We start from the raw sequence: 18,925 nt of genomic DNA, 5'->3' as shown, positions 1-18,925 counted from the left end.
GTCCATCGTTAAGCCTGGAAGCCATGGCGGGGGTCACGGCGCCGAGGCTGCGGCCCATCACGCATCGGTCGGGATGGAGTGGGCGCTGATCGGTATCGCGTTGACCGCATCGATCGTCGGCATCCTTGTCGCGGTCCGTATCTACAAGAGCAGCGGCGCGGCACAGAAGAACGCCGAGAGATTCGGTCCGATCTACACCCTGCTCCGCAACCTTTACTGGGTCGACGAGTTCTACGAGCTGATCATCTTGCGGCCGTTCTACGCCGTCAGTCGCTTCTTCCGTGGATTCGATCGCTGGATCATCGACGGTATCGTCAACCTGTCCGGCATCGTGACCGAGGTCGCCGGGCAGTTGATCAAGCTGTTCCAGACCGGCTTCGTACGCAACTACGCGTTGATGGTGCTGTTCGGTGTCGTCATCATTCTGACCTACCTGATCTCGGGGAGTTGATCGAGCGATGGGCGACTTCGACTATCATCTGATCCTTCCGGTGCTCTCGTTGGCGGCCTTTGGTCTGCTGGCGATGTTGCTGGCTTCCACCTTCCGTGGCAACAGCCGCGCCGCCATCTTCCCCGCCGTGGCCGGCATCCTGTTCTCCGGCTTCTCGTTGGTCCGTCTCTGGGATCGCTGGTTGATGGACGGGCCGATGACGACGGCCTTCGAGGCGGTCCGTGTCGATGGTTTCGGCATGTTCGTCGCGTTTCTTGTCCTTCTGACCGGGCTGTTGACCGTATTGACCTCCATCTCGTTCATCGAAAGGGAGGGGATTGACCACGGCGAGTTCTACGCGCTGCTGATGTTCTGTCTTGCAGGCATGCTGATCATGCTGATGACCACCCACATGATGATCATCCTGATCGGCCTGGAGATCTTCTCGCTGGCGCTCTACGTGTTGACCGGCCTCACCCGCGGTCGTGTCCGTAGTATCGAGGCCGCGCTGAAGTATTTCCTTCTGGGCGCCTTCTCGTCGGGCTTCATCGTCTATGGCATGGCACTGCTCTACGGGGCCACGGGCTCGCTGGATCTCGGTCGCATCGGTCACGCCGCAAGTGCCCAGCCGACGGCCATGCTGTGGGCGGGACTGGGACTGGTCCTCGTCGGTCTCGCGTTCAAGATCGCCATCGTCCCGTTCCATCAGTGGGTGCCCGATGTCTACACCGGCGCCCCGACCAACGTCACCGGCTTCATGGCCGCGGCGACCAAGACCGTGGCGTTCGCGGTGCTGCTGCGCCTGTTGATCGGTTCGTTCGGCGACGTCGACGGGCTCTGGCAGCCGCTGATCAAGTGGCTGGCGATCTTCACCATGACCGTCGGCAACCTGGTGGCGCTGGCCCAGACCAACCTCAAGCGGCTGTTGGCGTTCTCCTCGATCTCCCACGCCGGCTATCTGTTGATCGCGGTGGTCTGTCGTCCGGAGATGGGTGTCAGCGCGATCCTGTTCTATCTGATCGGTTACTCCGTTGTGACCGTCGGAGCGTTCGCGGTCCTGGCCGCGGTGGGTCGCGGCGACGCCGATGGCGAACGTGGCTACACGCTGCACGAGTGGGCGGGTCTCGGCTGGAAGCGACCGCTGCTGGGTGTGGCGATGACGCTGTTCCTGCTGTCGCTGGCAGGCATCCCGCCGACCGGTGGCTTCCTCGGCAAGTATGTCATCTTCCAGGCGGCCATCGCGTCCGAGCAATATCTCCTGGCCGTCGTCGGTGTGCTCAACGCCGCCATCGCCGCCTACTACTACCTGAACGTCATGGTCAGCATGTACTTCAGACAGCCGGCCGACGATGAGATGCCGCTGCCGGTGGCGCCGGGTAGTGCCGCGGTGATGGTGATCGCGGTGGTCGGTCTGCTCTATCTGGGTCTGGCCCCGGGGCCGATCCTGGAGCTGATCCAGACCCTGGCAGGCTCGCTCCTCTAAAAAAACGGACGGCAGAATCGCCGTCCGTGCCTTTGGGGAAGGTAAGTTTGTGTGTGTTTGTCCTCGTATCAGGGGTAGACACCCCCTCGCGGACCTTTCACAAGCTTTTTCTTGGAGCCGTGAACCGGGCTGTGCCTCACGGAACCAGAAGCGCGGTCGCACCAGGATGGCCGGGGGCCAGTTCGAGAAGACGTCTCGCATACTGGCGTGTGGACTCGACATCTCCCGAGTCCCGACTCGTCGTAGCAAGTGCGTAAAGAAGGTCGACGTGTCCCGGGTATCGCTCGTGCGCCTGCTTCAGAACAGCGAGCGCCCGCGATGTGTCGCCCATCGAGTGCAACGCAACGCCGAACACGTAGGCATACCGTGGCCGGTCTGGAGAGAGGGCGACGGCACGTTCCAGCAACTCGAGCGCCTCGTTGTACCGCTTCTGCCGCACTCGGGTCAGCCCCAGGGCGTGGTGCAAGTGGCCGTCATCCGACGCACGGCGTAGTGCCGTCTCCAGCAGCGCGGCACCCTCAGCATCCCGACCCAGCACGCGATAGAGATCCGCGAGGTTGATGGCGGCAGGAGAAAACGTCGGCGTGATGCGCAAGGCGGTCCGATAAGCCTGCTCCGCCTCCGCAGTCTGCCCCTTCATCGAGGCGGCCCAACCAAGGTTTAGTTGGCCCTCGGAACGATCCGCGTTGAATCTCTGAACGGCGACGTAACCTTCAAGTCCGCGATCGAGGATCGAAAGTTGGTCGGGTGTGAGATCGTCTCTCGCCAACAACGCAAGCACACGGGCAGCCTCGATCCTGACCATCCGCACCGGATCGTCGAGTATCGGCAATCCCATTGTGGCGCGTTGAGACGCATCGAGACTTTCCATCGCTGCCGCGGCTTCCCGCCGGACCAGTGGATCGTCGTGGGCGATGGACGCCTCAATGGAGTGAGCCAACCGGGGGGATGGGAACGCTCTTACCAGATTCAGTGCCGTCGCCCGCACGATCGCGGGGGTGTCAAGGTTCTCGATGACGGCAGTCAACTGTCGGCCGGCATCGGATTGCCATGTCCGCCCGGCGTGGATCGCCTCGCCGTAGTGAGTTGCTGTATCACGGTCGGAGCCGAACCATCGATCGAGGGCCGCGTCGGCCCAGGCGGCGTCGCGGCCCACGTGGCAGTCGGTGCACGCGTTCGGTGTACCGATCTTCATCGAGAGGTCGGGACGCGGGATCCTGAAGCTGTGATCTCGTCGCGGATCGACGACCATGTAGTTTCTGGAACGCATGTGACACTCGACACAGGACGCCCCCGCAGATCCCTCCTCGTGGAAGTGGTGATCCGGAGAGTCGAATTTGTCCTGGCGGTGGCAGACACCACAGGTCGCGTCGCCTTCAAGACGCAGCTTCGCCGTGTGCGGGTCGTGACAATCGCCACACGTCACACCGCTTGCGTGCATCTTGCTCTGCAGGAACGAGCCGTAGACATAGACCTCGTCGAGGATCTGGCCGTCGGCGTGATACAGACCTTCATCAAGAGCGGCAAGACGGTGACTGTCGCCGAACGGGCGTCCATGCCTGTAGTCGTCGGTGAGCTGGGTGCGTCGTGAATGGCAGCGGGCGCAGGTATCCAGTTGCACGTCGGACGTTCGCAACGGATCGCGATGGGCCGTGTCCGCGCCGTCGTCGAAACTCCATCGTCCCCCGTCGGAATCGGCCAGAGTGACGACGAGCCCCATGCCGGTGTCCGACTCGTCCATGCCATTCGACGCCCAGGCGTTGTGATTCGATCCCGGTCCGTGGCAGGCCTCACAGGAGACATCGATCTCCGACCAGGTCGTTTCGTAGCGATCGTCGTCGGCGCTGAAATTCTTCTTCACGTGAGTCGAGTGACACTCGGAACACATGTAGTTCCAGTTCTGCAGAGGGCCTGTCCAGTGATGCGTGTCCGTGTGGTCGACGGCATCGTCCGGATACAGATGAAACCATCGTTGCCCACCCTCATCGACCGGACGCGTATCCCAGCAGACGTTCAGCGCTTGCAATCGCCCGTCGGGGAACTCGATCAGGTATTGCTGCAACGGATCGATGCCGAAGGTGTACGTGATCTCAAAGTCCTGCAACTGGCCGTCCGGTCCGTCGGTCTGGACCATGAACCGTTCGTTCTCGCGGAAGAATGTCGTGATGACGCCAGCGTATTCGAAGGTCGACCGATCGAAGTCGCCGAGAACCGTCTCATTCGTCGCGGTCTGCATCGCGAGATCGTGTTGCGATCCTTCCCAGAGGGAGGCCTCGATCTTGTGGCACGAGACGCAAGAGGTGCGTCCGACGTACTCTGCGGGTTGGACGGTTTGCTCTTTGATCGAGTGGGGCGATTCAGTCCTGCATCCGACGAGCGTGATCGCGATTGCAAGGCTGCAAAGCGTGACCAACGTCTGTTTGTGATGAGGCATCACCCCGGTATCAGGCGAGCCGACACGGATCCGCCGGCGTCGATCGTATAGATCAGCGAGAACGTCTGGCCGTCAGTCGCACCTGTTCTCCGCGGCAGGTCCACCCGGGCCTGGCGGGTCTCGCCCGTCGAGATCTTCCAACTGACGATCGCCCATTTTGCCTTCATCGGCTGTCGAACAAAACCAAGATCGAGCTCCGCCTCGGGGAGGATCCTGTTGACCCGCCCGACGCCTCCGGTCGGCTCGTGCTGGACCTGTACGTTTGAGATTGGTTGACTGGATGCATTCCGCACGATCGCCTGGCTAAGCAGGATCGGCGCCTTGTGGCAGTTCACGAGCAGGACGAGGCTTATTCCCGCGACGACGGCCAAAAGTCTGGAAATACTCATGAATCGCGATGCTATCTGCGTCGTCGATGACATGCAAGTTGGAGACGCGGGCCTCTGGATAGACCGGCGCGAAAATGGGACAATGCGCGCCGAATGTCCCCCACTCTACCTCGCGCTTATTGGATTCTACTGAGTCTGACACTGGGCTTCGGGTCGGTGTTGTCGGGCGGCGGCTTCGCCGTGGAATCCGACCCCGCATTCGATCTCTCTCAATCGTCTACCTACTCTGTGAAGGCAGGCACTCCTGCGCGCCGAGTTTCAGCCCAGACGCGTATTGAATCCGCGCTGCGCAGGGATCTCCAGACTTACGGTCTCCGCGAAGTCGAGGAGAACTCCGACCTGATCGTGGTGACCCACGTCCTTCCCGATGTCCAGACCCTCGATCAACTGTCGGATGAATCCTACTGGGAGTTCATCACCGGCGTGAGATCGGTGGACCCTTACGAAATCCGGTCTGCGTCTCTCGTGATCGATCTTGTCGATCGAAAGTCGCAGCGCGTCGTCTGGCGGGGAGTGGCGGCCGGCAAGGTCAAGCAGAGCGTGGATGCAAACGAAAACAAGATCGACAAAATTGTTGCGAAGCTGATTCGCGAACTGTCAGCGCGATAGCCGAGAGGAATCCATCGTGAATCAATCAGGGCGTCTATCCACTACGACTCGAATTGTCGTGATTCTCGGGTTGATCACCGCGGTGTCCCTCGCGTCGGCCGCCGAGGTCACCATCGCCATCGTCCGAGACGGTCCCGGCCCTCAGGATCATCTCGCCGCGCTCGTGGAGCAGGAGCTGACGAATCACACGCCCCACGGAACGACGGTTCGTTTCAAGAGTGACCCGGCATTTGACGCGGGCTGGGATTACGCTGCCGCACGCGAGGCGCTTCAGGCAGCTTTTGACGATCGAGACGTCGATCTCGTACTGGCCATCGGATCCCTGGTGACTTTCGCCGCAGCCCGATCCGAAGGGGCGTTGGATAAACCCGTCATCAGCACCTTCGCCCAACGCGCAGACGTCTTCAAGTTGCCCTATTCCGACGAAGGCGAATCGCTCAAGCCAAATCTGAATTTCGTCGTCATTCCGCAGCGCTCCGGCGCCGATATCGAGGCATTCCGCGAGTTGGTGCGATTCGACACGCTGCATGTCGCCGTCACCCCCGAGGATCTGATCAACCAGGATGAACTTCGCGCAGGCCTGGAGCGATACCAGAGCCAACTGGGGATCAAGATCGTGGTCGTCCCGATCGAACCCGACGACCCTGCGTCGGTGGAGAAGTTACGGGGGGCGAGCGCTGTCTATCTGACACGACTCCAGCGATTCACCGTCGACCAACGCCGCACGTTGATCGAGGCGCTCAACCAACGGAAGGTACCGACCTTCAGCATGCTTGGACATTCTGACGTCGAGCTTGGTGCTCTTGCGGGCGTCACCCCTGAGATCGAGGGTCAGCTTGTTCGTCGAGTTGCATTGAACCTGGGCCGGCTGCTGCGAGGACGACCCGCGGTGGAACTCCCCGTCTTGTTATCCGTCGACACGCGACTGCGAGTCAACGCGCGTACTGCCGCCCAGATCGGATATTCCCCGGGTCGCGACACGCGGATTTTCGCAGAGTTCGTCCATCCCGAGGAGCTCCAGAGCGATTCCAGTCCTCTCAGCTTCGAGCAACTGTTCGCCATGGTTCAAGAGGGCAGTCGCTCACTGCGGGTTGCGGACTCCGCCGTAGAAGGGTTCGCAATAGACCAGGACCGCGCCAGGAGCGGACTCTTGCCCCAACTCTCCGCGAATCTCAACTACACACACGCAGATACCGATGTCACCGACAGTGAACAGGGCGCATTCGGTTCGCTTGCACTGCGTCAGCAGATCTACGATGACGGCGTGTGGAGTTCGTACCGGTCGTCCACTCAGATCGAGAAGAGCGCCCGATTGGATCGTGAGAGCGAGCGTCTCGACGTACTGGCCGACGCCGGCCAGGCGTTTTACGCGCTGGCCCTGGCGCAGGCGCAGAACAGGATCGTCGCGGGCGATCTGCGATTGACCGAGGACAACCTGGAAATGGCCCGATTGCGACGGGAGGTCGGGTTCTCCGGTCGCGAAGAGGTCCTGCGTCTCGAGTCGGTGCTCGCAGAGCGCCGTACCGCTTTGTTTCGGGCGGTCGAAACGGTGGAGGCCTCTCGTATCGCCCTCAATCAAGTCCTGGGCGTCTCTCTCGACAGCCGTTGGACGCCGGAGCCGCCAAATATCGATCCGGATCTGTTTCCGGTCTTCGACGGAAGACTCGCTCCAATATTTGATGACTTCTCGCTCATCGATCGCGTGCGTAGCGTGATCGTCGAGATCGCCGTCGCTAATTCTCCGGAGTTGACCTCCTTCGATCGAACGATCGACGCTCAGAGGATTCAGGTGAATCAAATTGAGCGCAGCTATGTATTGCCGAGATTCTTCGCGGAGGCTTCCTATTCCGAGCAGCTCAACTCGCCCCAGGGAGTTCTATTCCCGGAGGACGATAACTACTCGGTCAGCATCAATGCGGCCTACTCAATCTTCGAAGGCGGGCGCAGGAAGGCAGATCTTGGGCGTGCGAAGTCCGACGAGAAGACTCTCAGTCTTCGACAGACGTTGCTCAAGGAGATGATCGAACAACGCACCCGCACGGCGATCCGTCGCTGTGAAAGTTCGTTCCCGCGAATCAAGTTCGGGCTGCAGTCCGCTCGGACGGCGGGCGAGAGTCTTGAACTTGTCCGTGAACAGTATTCGGAGGGAACCGTCAACGTGACGGATCTTCTGGATGCCCAGAACCAGAAGTTGTCGGCGGAGCAGTTTTCAAGTTCGGCCATTTATGAATTCATGGGCGATCTCGTCGAGTTGCAGCGCGCGATAGCCTGGTTTGAGAGCGACCATACAACCGAGGAGCGAGATGCCCTCGCCGACCGAATACTATCCATCATCGCCGAGGAACAGCCATGAAATCTGTCAGGTTCGCAGTTATCGTGATCTCAGTTGTCACACTATTCTTACTTGCGGGCTGCGGTGGCGGGGAGGAGCTTCCGGCACAACCGGAGGTTGCCCGCCAGGTCAAGCTCCTGACAGTCGGTGGCATGACCGGCGGCAGTGAGGTCAGCTTTCCCGGTCGCGTGGCCGCCGGTGAGCAAGTGGATCTTGCGTTTCGTGTCGGTGGTCCCCTCATCGAGCTTCCGGTTCAGGAAGGTGAGAAGGTCTCGAAGGGGCAGGTCGTGGCGAAGATCGACCCCAGAGATTTCCGCATCAAGGTGAACAGCGCGCAGGCGACATACGACAAAGCCGAGGCCGACATCGAACGCCTGGCTGCGCTCTACGAAAAGGATGCCGCGTCCAAGGCGCAATTGGATCAGGCTCGTGCCTCCCGAGATGTGACACGCGCGACACTTGATGACGCCCGCGCCGATTTGAGTGATACTCGGCTCCGCGCACCGTTCGCCGCCCATGTCGGGGAAAAATTCATCGAGAACTTCCAGGACGTTCAGGCCAAGCAGCCGGTTCTGAGTCTGGTTGGGATCGATACGATCGAGATCCAGGTTGATCTTCCCGAGTCGATTATTGCGCGGCTCCGCACGCAACGAACGGAGAACGCCAAGGCGTTCGCCAAATTCGATGCCGCGCCGGGGCAGGAATTTCCGCTGGAACTGACCGAGATGGCGACGCAGGCCGACCCGCTTACGCAAACCTATCAGGCAACGTTGGTCATGCCGCAACCGGATGGCGTCAACATTCTTCCCGGCATGACCGCAGAGGTCATCGGTCGGGTCCCGGTCTCCGAGGGAGATGATGCACCGATCATCGTTCCCGCCGTCGCGGTGGCGGCGGGCGACGCAGGGTCCGCCTTCGTGTGGGTCGTGGATTCGGATGCGATGACGGTGAGCAGGCGAGACGTGACGACCGGCGACCTTGTCGGTTCGGATCAGATTGAATTGACCGACGGCCTCGGCGCCGGAGAGACGATCGCGATCAGCGCCGTCAGTAGACTTCGCGAAGGAATGACCATCCGGAAATTGGAAAACTGAGCCGATGAATATTGCCGAGTACTCGATTCGTAACAGTGTGGTGACCTGGGTCGTGGCCTTCGTCCTGGTCGTCGTGGGGGCAAAGTCCTTCCAGAATCTCTCGCGTCTTGAGGACCCCGAGTTCACGATCAAGGACGCCATCATCTTCACTCCGTATCCCGGTGCTTCGGCGACCGAGGTCGAGGAAGAGGTGACGAACGTCATCGAGAAGGCGGCCCAGGAGATGGGCCAACTCAAGCAGGTCGAATCCAGGTCTTCACGCGGCATGTCCTACGTCAAGGTGACCATGAAGGATCGGTACGACAAGAGCGTCCTGCCACAGGTCTGGGACGAGTTGCGACGAAAGGTCGGCGATGCGGAACGAAATCTGCCGCCCGGTGCCGGTCCGTCCCTGGTCAACGACGACTTTGGAGACGTCTACGGCGCCTACATGGCGATCACCGGCGAGGGATACAACTACAAGGAACTCTACGACTACGCCAAGTTCCTGCAGCGGGAATTGCTGCAGGTTCAGGATGTCAAGCGTGTGGCGATCATCGCCGATCGCAAGGAAGTCGTCTACGTCGAGATGCGACGCTCGAAGATGGCGGAACTTGGCATCTCTCCGGACGAATTGTTGCAGGCACTCTCTTCAAAGAATCTGATTACGTCGGCGGGTCAAGCCTCGCTGGGAAGTGAGCGCGTTGCGGTCAACCCAACCGGCGAATTCACGTCGGAGAAAGAGTTCGGCGACTTGTTGATTCGCGGTCGCAGTACGGGATCCAGCCGCCTGACCTACTTGCGTGACGTCGCGGATATATCCCGAGGTTACGAAGATCCACCCAGGAAGATTCTTCGCTACAACGGCCAGCGTTCCGTGGGACTTGGTATCTCGACGGTGCTGGGCGGCAACGTCGTCGTCATGGGTGAAGGCGTGGACAATCGTCTTTCCGAACTCGTCGGCCAGGCACCTCTGGGGATGGATCTCAACATCATCTCTCTCCAGTCTCGAGCCGTGACCCAGTCGATCAACGGATTCCTGATCAATCTCGCCGAAGCCGTTCTCATCGTGATCATCGTCTTGATGGCATTCATGGGCTTGCGAAGCGCCGCGATCATCGGCGGAATTCTCTTCATCACAATCATGGGTACCTTCATCATCATGGGGACCAAGGGAATCATCCTGGAAAGGATCTCTCTGGGTGCCCTGGTCATTGCCCTTGGAATGCTCGTTGACAACGCCATCGTCGTCACCGACGGCATGCGAATCAAGATGGAACAGGGCATCGATGGACTGAGGGCCGCATCGGAGGTGGTCGGTCAGACCGCGATCCCGTTGCTGGGCGCGACGGTGGTGGCGGTTGCTGCGTTTGCGGCGATCGGGCTCTCGCCGGACAACACCGGCGAATACTGCCGTTCGTTGTTCTCGGTGATTCTGATCTCGTTGATGATGAGTTGGTTCACCGCGGTCACGATCACGCCCCTGTTCTGTGCGGCGTTCCTGAAGGTCAAGCCGGCCGCAAGTGGAAAGGACGCGAAAGATCCGTATGGCAGCAAGCTATTCACCAGCTACAAGAGGGCGCTCGAGGCTTGCATCCGTCGCCGATGGATGACGGTCGGCGTCGTTGTCCTGCTCTTCGTTGCGTCGCTTGTCGGATTCGGCTTGCTCAAACAGAGCTTCTTCCCCGATTCGACACGGACACAGTTTACGGTCGACTATTGGTTTCCCGAGGGTATCCGAATCGAAGAGACCGAGAAGAATGTGGCGTCTGCAGAAGAGTTCATTCTGGGCCTCGATGGCGTCACCGGGGTTGCGACTTCCGTGGGCGGCGGTCATTCCCGTTTCATGTTGACCTACTCCGGCGAAAAGTCCTGGGAGGGATACGCTCAGTCCCTCGTCACAGTCGAAAACTACCGACAGATTCCCGCCCTGATTCGTCAGGTCGAAGACACGCTTCCTGGTATGTACCCCGAGGCAATTATTGCGGGTCAGAAGTTCGTCAACGGTCCGGGAGAACCCGGCAAAATCCGCGTCCGCGTGGTTGGACCTGATGCGGAAGTCTTGAGGACGCTGGCGGCGAAAGCCGAGACGATCCTTGAGAACCATCCGGACACGAAGAGCGTCCGCAACGACTGGCGTTCGAAGGTCAAGGTGTTGCGACCCCAGATGGCGGAGGCGCAGGCACGAAACGCCGGGATCGAACGCCCGCAGCTGGCACGTGCGTTGGAAACGGCCATCGACGGCATTCGCGCCGGTGTCTACCGCGAGGGTGACGAGCTGATCCCGATCGTGGCTCGTTCGCCGGCTGATGAACGTCTCGACCTCGGAAACCTCAACGCCGTTCGAGTGTGGAGTCCGGCAGCACAGTCCATGATTCCCATGGGCCAGGTCGTCACGGGGTTTGAAACGGAGTTTGAGGATCCCTACGTCTGGCGTCGGAACCGGAATCGGACCGTGACGGTCTTCGCCGATCCCAATCTCGGACTGGCCAGCGAGATCTTCGAGGACGTCAAGGTCGAGATCGAGCAGGCGCTGGGGGTGGATCTGGCCGCGTTGGGGATCCGCCCAGCGGCTCATGAGTTCAAGTCGATTCCGATCCGGGAAAACTGGCTACTGCCGTTGGCCGATCGACCCGGGTACTACATGGCGTGGGGCGGTCAGGCGGAAGACTCGGCGAAGGCACAAGCCGCGTTGGCAGGAAACTTCCCGCCGATTCTTGGCATCATGATTTTCATTATCGTCTGGCTCTTCAACTCCATACGCAAGACTGCAATCATCTGGCTCTGCGTCCCGTTGGCACTGATCGGAGTCGTCCTGGGCCTGCTGGTGACGGGGCAGCCGTTCGGTTTCATGGCGCTCCTCGGACTTCTGAGCCTGACCGGAATGCTGATCAAGAACGCCATCGTGTTGATCGATCAGATCGGGATCGAGAGCGAGGCCGGCAAGTCCACCTACCAGGCCATCATCGATTCAGGCGTCAGTCGTCTGATCCCGGTGATGATGGCCGCGGCCACGACTATTCTTGGCATGGCACCGCTGCTCCAGGATGCGTTCTTCATCGCGATGGCGGTCACCATCATGTTTGGGCTGGGATTCGCGACGATTCTGACCTTGATCATCGTGCCGGTGTTCTATTCGATCTTCTATAAAGCGGAGAGTCCCGCCTAATACGCGGAGACGACCTCGACGGCAGTAGCAGGTGCGAGGTTTCTAGATATAATGCGCCGGGCTTGAGGCCCGGCGCATCCTCTGCCCAACTGTAGGGCGAACAAATCTGTATGGAGAACAACGAAATGAAACGCACGTGTGTGTTGATCGTGACCGGCTTGATGCTTGCCGGCGTTTTTGTGGCCTGTGGACCCGCGGCGGATAAGACCGCGGAGCCGGTCACCGAGCAGGCGACTCAGTTGTCGGATCTTCCGGATGTTCAGTACGTCGGCTACCGAGTCGTGCACCACATGACGGCGCAGACCAAGCATGTCCAGGAATTCGGATTCAACACGTTTGACCACCCGCGCATTGCCGATCACACGTCCTTCGTCATCACGCCCGCGCTCGACCACTTCTACTCAAAGGCCGTCGCGGACCTGCGCTCGGGTCCCGTCGTGATCGAAACTCCGGCGAAGGATGATCGATACTCCAGCCTCGAAATTTTCAACATGGAGCACTACGCATTCTTCGATAAGGTGTTGGCGCCCGAAGGCGAGCGTTTCGTGCTTGCGCACGTCGACTACCACGGTGAGTTACCCGAAGGCCAGGAAATCAGGACGAACTCACTGTTTCCGTTTGTCTTCATCCGGACCCAGTCATTCGCCTTCAATGAAGACGAAAAGGCTGACGAGCTTCGACGTCAAGCCAAGATCACGGGGACGGTCGGAGAAATTGGACTTCCCGATGTGGCAGACACCCAGGCGCTGATCGCCTGGACCATCGAGCACTCCAACTCCTATCCGCAAACCAAAGCGATCATGGCCGAGGCGGCCAGCATCTACACTCCGGCGGTACACGCAGAAACCTTCGAGGATGTGAAGGCTTTTCTCGCATCAGGTGGCGTCAGCGGAAACGTCGGGATGTTTGAGGCCGTCGACGATCCGGCAGGAGGCAGCAACAAGGTCCGTGCGGCCGGCACGCTGATGGGTCATCTTGGATTCCCGGTGCACCACGCCTACTACCAGCAGATACCGATGGACGGCAGCGGGACGAGACTTGCCGGCGCCAACGGTCCGTTTGTCATGAGTCTACCGATGGATCCAGGCGTCGATCTGTTTTGGTCGGTCACTCGTTACGGTGCGGACACGTTCCTGCCGCTGGATCCAGCGGACATCGGCGGCAGTGATATCCAGGCTTACAACGCCTTCAACACCGAAGCTGACGAGAACGGCAACGTCACGTTCACCTTCAGCATGGAAGATCCTGAGGACGGAACCTACTGGATGCCCGTGGCTGAGGACGGCTATTACTTGATCGCCCGTTACTATGGCCCAACATCCCGCCTCAACGGCCATACCGCCAAGGACATCGTCTATGGCGGCACCGAGCTCGAGAAGAAATTCGAAACGGTGAAGTTCTAGTAGAAGCAGAAATGGCATACTACAACGTCGCGGACACCCCAATGTCGAATCCAAGACAAGCACATCGGAGGATATGGATGAACTTCAGGAAATTTCTCATCAGCGTCGGATTGACGCTGGTCGCCGCGGTTGCATCCCAGGCAATCGCCGCAGACAAGCCGAACATCCTCGTGATCTTCGGCGACGACATCGGGATGTACAACATCAGTGCCTACCACCGAGGCATGATGGGTGGGAGCACCCCCAACATCGATCGCATCGCAAACGAGGGTGCGTTGTTCACGGACTACTACGCCCAGCAGAGTTGCACTGCCGGCCGCGCGGCGTTCATCACTGGCCAGCACCCGTTTCGCACCGGCCTGTTGACCATCGGCATGCCGGGGGCCAAGCAGGGTCTCCAGGATCAGGATCCGACGCTAGCCGAATTGCTCAAGCCCCACGGCTACGTTTCGGGGCAGTTTGGTAAGAACCATCTCGGCGATCTTGACGAGTATCTGCCGACCAACCACGGCTTCGACGAGTTCTACGGCAACCTTTATCACCTGAATGCCGAGGAAGAGCCGGAGACCTACCACTACCCGAAGAACGAGGAATTCCATAAGAAGTTCGGACCGCGTGGCGTGATCCACTCGTACGCGGACGGACGGATCGAAGACACCGGCCCGCTGACCCGCAAGCGCATGGAGACCGCGGACGACGAGTTCCGCGACGCGGCGGTCAACTTCATGGAACGCGCAGTCGAGGACGACAAGCCGTTCTTCGTCTGGCTCAACGCCACACGCATGCACGTCTGGACCCGTCTTAGCGAAGAGTGGGATGGGAAGACCGGGCACGGCCTGTACGCCGACGGCATGGCGCAGCACGACTACGACATCGGGATCGTGCTCGACAAGCTCGATGAGATGGGCATTGCCGACAACACCATCGTGGTCTACTCAACCGACAACGGTGCCGAGAAGTTCACCTGGCCCGACGGTGGCACGATCCCGTTCCGCGGCGAGAAGGGCACGACCTGGGAAGGCGGCTTCCGCGTCCCCGCGGCGGTGCGCTGGCCGGGAACCGTAAAACCCGGAACCGTGGTCAACGACATCTTCTCCCACGAAGACTGGGTCCCGACCCTGATGGCCGCGGCGGGCGATCCCGATATCAAAGGGAAACTGCTGAAAGGTGACCACGAAGCCGCCGGCAAGACGTTCCGCACCCACCTCGACGGTTACGACCAGACGGATGTCCTCTCCGGTAAGGGTCCTGGCAAACGAGACGAGATCCTATATTTCGACGCCGGCGGCAACCTGAATGCCCTTCGCTACCAGGACTGGAAGATCCATTTCGCCATCATGGAAGGCGCGATCAACGAGGCGTATCGCAAGACGCCAAGTTGGCCGCTGGTGGTCAATCTGCGCCAGGATCCGTTTGAGGTCACGCCGGATGCCGCGCTGTACACCCGGTGGTTGGGCGACCAGATGTGGTTGTTCGTACCGGCGCAAGCCTTTGTCTCGAAGTTCCTGGGGACCTTCAGGGAGTACCCGCCCAGTCAGGCGGTCGGTTCGCTCAGCGTGGAGAAGGTTCTGCAGCAACTGCAGACGCAGCCCTCGCGACAGTAATCGGTGGGGCGGTCGTCAGGGACGACCGCCCCTTCCCAGTCCACTGCGCCTTGATGAGAATTCAAATGCGTTTCGTGAAATTGCTCCCGCTGCTCGCCGTCCTCCTGTCGTTCTTCGCGACCACCCCGGTCGCGGCAGAAGAGAGCGCAGAAGAGTTGGCGAAGAAACTGTCCAACCCCATTTCTTCGCTGATCAGCGTTCCTTTCCAGCTCAACTACGACCAGGACTACGGGGCGACCGACAGCGGTCACCGGTTGTTCCTTAACGTTCAGCCGGTCATCCCGATCACGCTGAACGAGAACTGGAACATGATTTCACGCACGATCATTCCGTTGGTCGATCAGAACGATCTGTTTGCGGGGGCCGGGAGCCAATCCGGGTTTGGTGATGTCGTACAGAGCGTGTTCTTTTCCCCGAAGAAACCCACCAAGAGTGGATGGATCTGGGGCGTCGGCCCGGTCCTGTTATTGCCGACGGGTAGCGACATGTTGCTGACGACCGACAAGTGGGGGGCCGGACCCACCGCGGTGGCTCTCAAGCAAGCGGGGCCGACGACCTTCGGGGCACTGGTCAATCACATCGAGTCGTTTGCGGGTCGCGACAGCCGGTCGGACATCAGTGCGACATTCATTCAGCCGTTCTGGTCCCGAACGACACCCAAGGTCTGGACCTACTCCGTTAATTCGGAGATGACCTACGACTGGGAAAATGAAGAGTGGTCGATCCCCGTCAACGCGAATGTTTCAAAGTTGATGAAATGGGGCAACCAGCGTGTCCAGGTCGGTGGCGGCATTCGCTACTGGGCGGACTCCCCGGACACCGGACCGGAGGGCCTCGGGTTTCGATTCCAGATCACGTTACTGTTCCCCAAGTAGACCGGCGCACGTCGACCGTGGAAATCGCCATCAACATAAACCGTCTGAAAGGGAAGCCATAGAGATGAAGAAAACACTGATGACGTTGTGCGTATTGTGCCTTGTTTTCACCGGGAATACCCAGGCTGCCGATAAGTCGCAGGGCTGGGACGTTGTAATCGAACCTTACATCTTCGCCAGTACCATTGAAGGCGACACCTCTCTCGGGCGCGTAACCGGTGTGGATGTCGACGCAGATTTCGGCGATATCCTCGACGTACTCGACATCGGTGCGATGGTTCACTTCGAGGCGATCAAAGCCGGCAAATGGGGCATGGTCTTCGACTACGGCTTCATGGATCTCGGTGGCAAGGTCTCGGTGGCCCAGAACGGGGTGCTCTCCGCGGATGTGAGACAGGGAGTCCTGGAAGCGTTTGCATTGCGTCGTTTCGAGCGTGGCCCCAATACCCTGGATGTGTTCGGCGGCGTGCGTTGGTGGGACAACGACATCGGAGCCACCGTCGACCTGATGGTCCTGCCCGGAACGCCGAGCGCCAAGATCGAACAGGATTGGATCGATCCTGTCATCGGTGTTCGCTGGCGTCACCCAATCAACGACAACTGGGATCTGATGCTGCGTGGGGATGTGGGTGGATTCGGCGTAGAGTCGGACTTCACGTCGGCCGTCGGAACGAGTTTCTTCTGGAAGTTCAAATCCAACCTTGCGCTGGAGTTGGCGTACCGCGCGACGTGGGTGGATTTCGAAGACGGAACGGCTCAGACGCCGGGCTACTACGCCTACGACACGGTGACTCACGGACCGTTGGTCGGCCTCACCATCGGCTTCTGACACGATGGCTCTCGATAAGATCGTCAACGAATTCAAGCTGGTAGGCCTTGTCACGCTGTACTTCGCGGTCTGCTTCGGCCTGGTCCTGACACTCAAGAAATTGTTCCTGGCCCAGTACTCGCTGGAGTTTTACGGGGTCTCTGCCGCAATCGTCGGAGCTCTGGTAGTCGCCAAGGTCGTCGTACTTCTCGATCACACCCGCATCGGCAATCGTTTCGATCGAGGACACGCGCTCTGGCAAGGCGTGTTCTACAAGAGCTTGATGTACACCGGGGTCGCGCTGCTCGTCGTCGGTGCCGAAAGGATCTTTCACGCTTACCGGGAAAGCGGAAACATCCGCGAGGCCATGGCTCAGGTCTGGCAGCATCGAGATCGCAGCGTGATGCTGGCGACTGTGCTCTGCGTGGGTCTTTCCTTTGCCGCCTACAATCTGTACTCGGCAATCGATCGCCGGCTCGGCGAGGGAACCTTGCGAAAATTGCTCTTTCGGAGGCCATGACAGATGCAAGTCAAGTCTTCCGTTTGCTTCGTGATCACCGTGGCGCTCTTCCTGGTCGCTACGAGCGTCGGCCTCGCACAAGTCGAGGACCTTTCGAGCGAGCGCCCCCCCGGTGAGTCGCCGACCCGGGTCGAGGTCGCGTTCTATCTGATCGATCTGATGCGGGTGATTGACCGGGATGGGACCTTTGAGGCAGACGTTTTTGTGATCGCGAATTGGAAGGACCCGAGATTGAGCGGCGAACGCGTCCGGGTCGTCCCCGCGACTGAGGTGTGGACGCCCAACGTGGCGGTGTTCAACGAGCGAGCCGTCTCGAGCCGCCTTCCGGAGGTCGTCGAGATCCAGCCCGATGGCACCGTGGTCTCTCGGCAGCGCCTCATCGGCACCTTTTCGTCGGCCCTGGATCTTGGAGGGTTCCCGCTGGATCGCCAGACCCTGGAGCTTCGGCTCGTTGTCTACGGGAACAACGTGGACGAAGTGCTCCTTGTCGAGTCTTCGACGATGCCCAGCGGCCGTTCGCCGGAACTAGCCGTCACCGACTGGGAGATCGGCGAGCTCGAGACAAACGCCGCCGCGTTCAGCCCGATCCCTGGATTCGAATTGTCGAGCCTGACTCTTCGCCTCCCGGCGCGCCGTCTCGTCGGGTATTACGCGGTCCAGATACTGGTCCCGTTGATTCTCATCGTTTCCATGTCCTGGATCCCGTTCTGGATCGGCTCCAACACGATTAACGTGCGGGTCGGCGTTTGCGTGACCACGGTCCTGACGCTGATTGCCTATCGATTCATGATCGGCGGTCTAGTCCCGAAACTTCCGTACTTGACGCGGATTGACCACCTACTGCTCGGGTCCACGATTTTGGTCGCTTCCGCGCTGGTCTGTGCGGTTGGGGGGGCCTTCCTGATGACGCGCGATCGCGCTGCGTCGGTAAGACGGCTGGATGCCGTCGCGCGGGTCGCGTTTCCTGTCGGATTCGTGCTGCTGCTCGGCTGGGTGATGTTGGTGGGTTCGTGAATCCACGCGGCCGGGGTGGTAGAATCTTCTGATTCTCACGGGCATCCAACGACGTTCGTCCTAACTCGATCGCAGGGAGGCACTCCAGTGTTTAAGAGACTCATTATCGCGTTGATTGCGACCCTTTTTGTCTGTGTCGCCAATCCGGTCCTTGCCGGAGCTCGACCGGACGAAAACAAGAAAATATTTGGTCACTTCGCCGGCGGCCTGATGTTCCCCGAGGGAGATGCGGGGGATGTCGTCGACGACGATATCTATTTCAGTGGTGGTTTTCTCTACTGGCCCGAGGAATGGGCCGCAGGGATCGGCGTCGATCTGGCGTATACCGATACGGACATCAGCCGTCCGGTCATTCAGGCGATCAACGACGAACTCGCCATGATGGGCGCGGGAGCGATCTCCGGAGGCGATGTGAATATCTGGTCCCTCAGCGCGAACAGCGTCTGGGGCCCCGACACCAACGGGAGCGTCGGCTTCTATCTGACCGGCGGCGTTGGGATCGATTTTCTCGAGGGCAGGATCACCGACAACGGGCTGGTCTATTATCCGCCGATCTGTGACCCCTGGTTCTGGTGGTGCATCCCCGGTGGCGTCGGCCCCGGGACCATCGTGAAGTTCAAGGAAGATGCAACCGAGCTCAGCTACAACGTCGGAGTCGGCGTGACCTTCGACACCAACAGTGGATCTCAGATCTTCATCGAGGCTCGCTACAAGTCGGCCGAAACCGATCCGAAGAGTACCGAGTACATTCCGCTGGTTGTCGGATTTCGCTGGTAACGATT

Annotated in this window: 15 protein-coding genes; 13 read left to right on the top strand and 2 right to left on the bottom strand. The window is 60.0% G+C overall.

What is annotated here, in order from left to right; all coding sequences use genetic code 11:
- Positions 1-451, top strand: a 451-nt coding sequence (locus OES25_03835; GenBank protein MDH3626768.1) for a hypothetical protein, incomplete at its 5' end; no start/stop codon positions are given.
- Between the two features lie 7 nt (positions 452-458).
- Positions 459-1,913 (top strand): NADH-quinone oxidoreductase subunit N, encoded by a 1,455-nt coding sequence (locus OES25_03830; GenBank protein ID MDH3626767.1) that lies wholly within the window; start codon positions 459-461, stop codon positions 1,911-1,913.
- Between the two features lie 136 nt (positions 1,914-2,049).
- On the opposite strand, the gene OES25_03825 is transcribed toward OES25_03830, so the two are convergent.
- Together OES25_03825 and OES25_03820 are read right to left on the bottom strand one after the other, a co-directional pair.
- Entirely contained in the window at positions 2,050-4,347 is a 2,298-nt protein-coding gene (locus OES25_03825; GenBank protein MDH3626766.1) for a tetratricopeptide repeat protein, read from the bottom strand.
- Complete coding sequence (locus OES25_03820) at positions 4,347-4,736, bottom strand: hypothetical protein (GenBank protein MDH3626765.1); 390 nt, start codon at positions 4,734-4,736, stop codon at positions 4,347-4,349. Before OES25_03820 ends, OES25_03825 begins: the two co-directional genes overlap by 1 nt.
- 93 nt (positions 4,737-4,829) lie before the next feature.
- Here OES25_03820 and OES25_03815 point away from each other — a divergent pair, with 93 nt between their 5' ends.
- From OES25_03815 to OES25_03765, 11 genes are all read left to right on the top strand, one after another.
- Entirely contained in the window at positions 4,830-5,345 is a 516-nt protein-coding gene (locus OES25_03815; protein MDH3626764.1) for a DUF4136 domain-containing protein, read from the top strand.
- A gap of 58 nt (positions 5,346-5,403) precedes the next feature.
- Positions 5,404-7,698: a TolC family protein gene (locus OES25_03810; GenBank protein ID MDH3626763.1), complete on the top strand. Its 2,295-nt coding sequence runs from the start codon at positions 5,404-5,406 to the stop codon at positions 7,696-7,698.
- Positions 7,695-8,771, top strand: coding sequence for an efflux RND transporter periplasmic adaptor subunit (locus OES25_03805; protein ID MDH3626762.1), 1,077 nt, complete (start codon positions 7,695-7,697; stop codon positions 8,769-8,771). The genes OES25_03810 and OES25_03805 overlap by 4 nt, the downstream gene beginning before the upstream one ends.
- 4 nt (positions 8,772-8,775) lie before the next feature.
- Positions 8,776-11,919 (top strand): efflux RND transporter permease subunit, encoded by a 3,144-nt coding sequence (locus OES25_03800; GenBank protein ID MDH3626761.1) that lies wholly within the window; start codon positions 8,776-8,778, stop codon positions 11,917-11,919.
- Between the two features lie 125 nt (positions 11,920-12,044).
- The gene (locus tag OES25_03795; GenBank protein ID MDH3626760.1) at positions 12,045-13,322 is read left to right on the top strand and encodes a DUF1254 domain-containing protein; all 1,278 of its coding nucleotides are present in this window, start codon (positions 12,045-12,047) and stop codon (positions 13,320-13,322) included.
- Between the two features lie 77 nt (positions 13,323-13,399).
- The gene (locus OES25_03790) at positions 13,400-14,926 is read left to right on the top strand and encodes an arylsulfatase (GenBank protein ID MDH3626759.1); all 1,527 of its coding nucleotides are present in this window, start codon (positions 13,400-13,402) and stop codon (positions 14,924-14,926) included.
- Between the two features lie 65 nt (positions 14,927-14,991).
- Positions 14,992-15,801, top strand: coding sequence for a transporter (locus OES25_03785; protein MDH3626758.1), 810 nt, complete (start codon positions 14,992-14,994; stop codon positions 15,799-15,801).
- A gap of 64 nt (positions 15,802-15,865) precedes the next feature.
- Positions 15,866-16,630 (top strand): hypothetical protein, encoded by a 765-nt coding sequence (locus OES25_03780; GenBank protein ID MDH3626757.1) that lies wholly within the window; start codon positions 15,866-15,868, stop codon positions 16,628-16,630.
- A 4-nt stretch (positions 16,631-16,634) separates the two neighbouring features.
- Entirely contained in the window at positions 16,635-17,129 is a 495-nt protein-coding gene (locus OES25_03775; GenBank protein ID MDH3626756.1) for a hypothetical protein, read from the top strand.
- Between the two features lie 3 nt (positions 17,130-17,132).
- Positions 17,133-18,143 carry a hypothetical protein gene (locus OES25_03770; protein ID MDH3626755.1) on the top strand — a complete coding sequence of 337 codons (1,011 nt, stop codon included), beginning with the start codon at positions 17,133-17,135 and terminating at the stop codon, positions 18,141-18,143.
- An 87-nt stretch (positions 18,144-18,230) separates the two neighbouring features.
- On the top strand, positions 18,231-18,920 hold the full coding sequence (locus OES25_03765; GenBank protein MDH3626754.1) for an outer membrane beta-barrel protein: 690 nt from the start codon (positions 18,231-18,233) through the stop codon (positions 18,918-18,920).
- The last annotated feature ends 5 nt before the right edge of the window (positions 18,921-18,925 follow it).

The sequence above is a fragment of the Acidobacteriota bacterium genome (assembly GCA_029861955.1).
In the GTDB taxonomy this organism is placed as follows: Bacteria; Acidobacteriota; Polarisedimenticolia; order Polarisedimenticolales; family Polarisedimenticolaceae; genus JAOTYK01.
The sequence above is the reverse complement of the archived record's forward strand: the minus strand, read 5'-3'. Positions and strand labels throughout refer to the sequence as shown.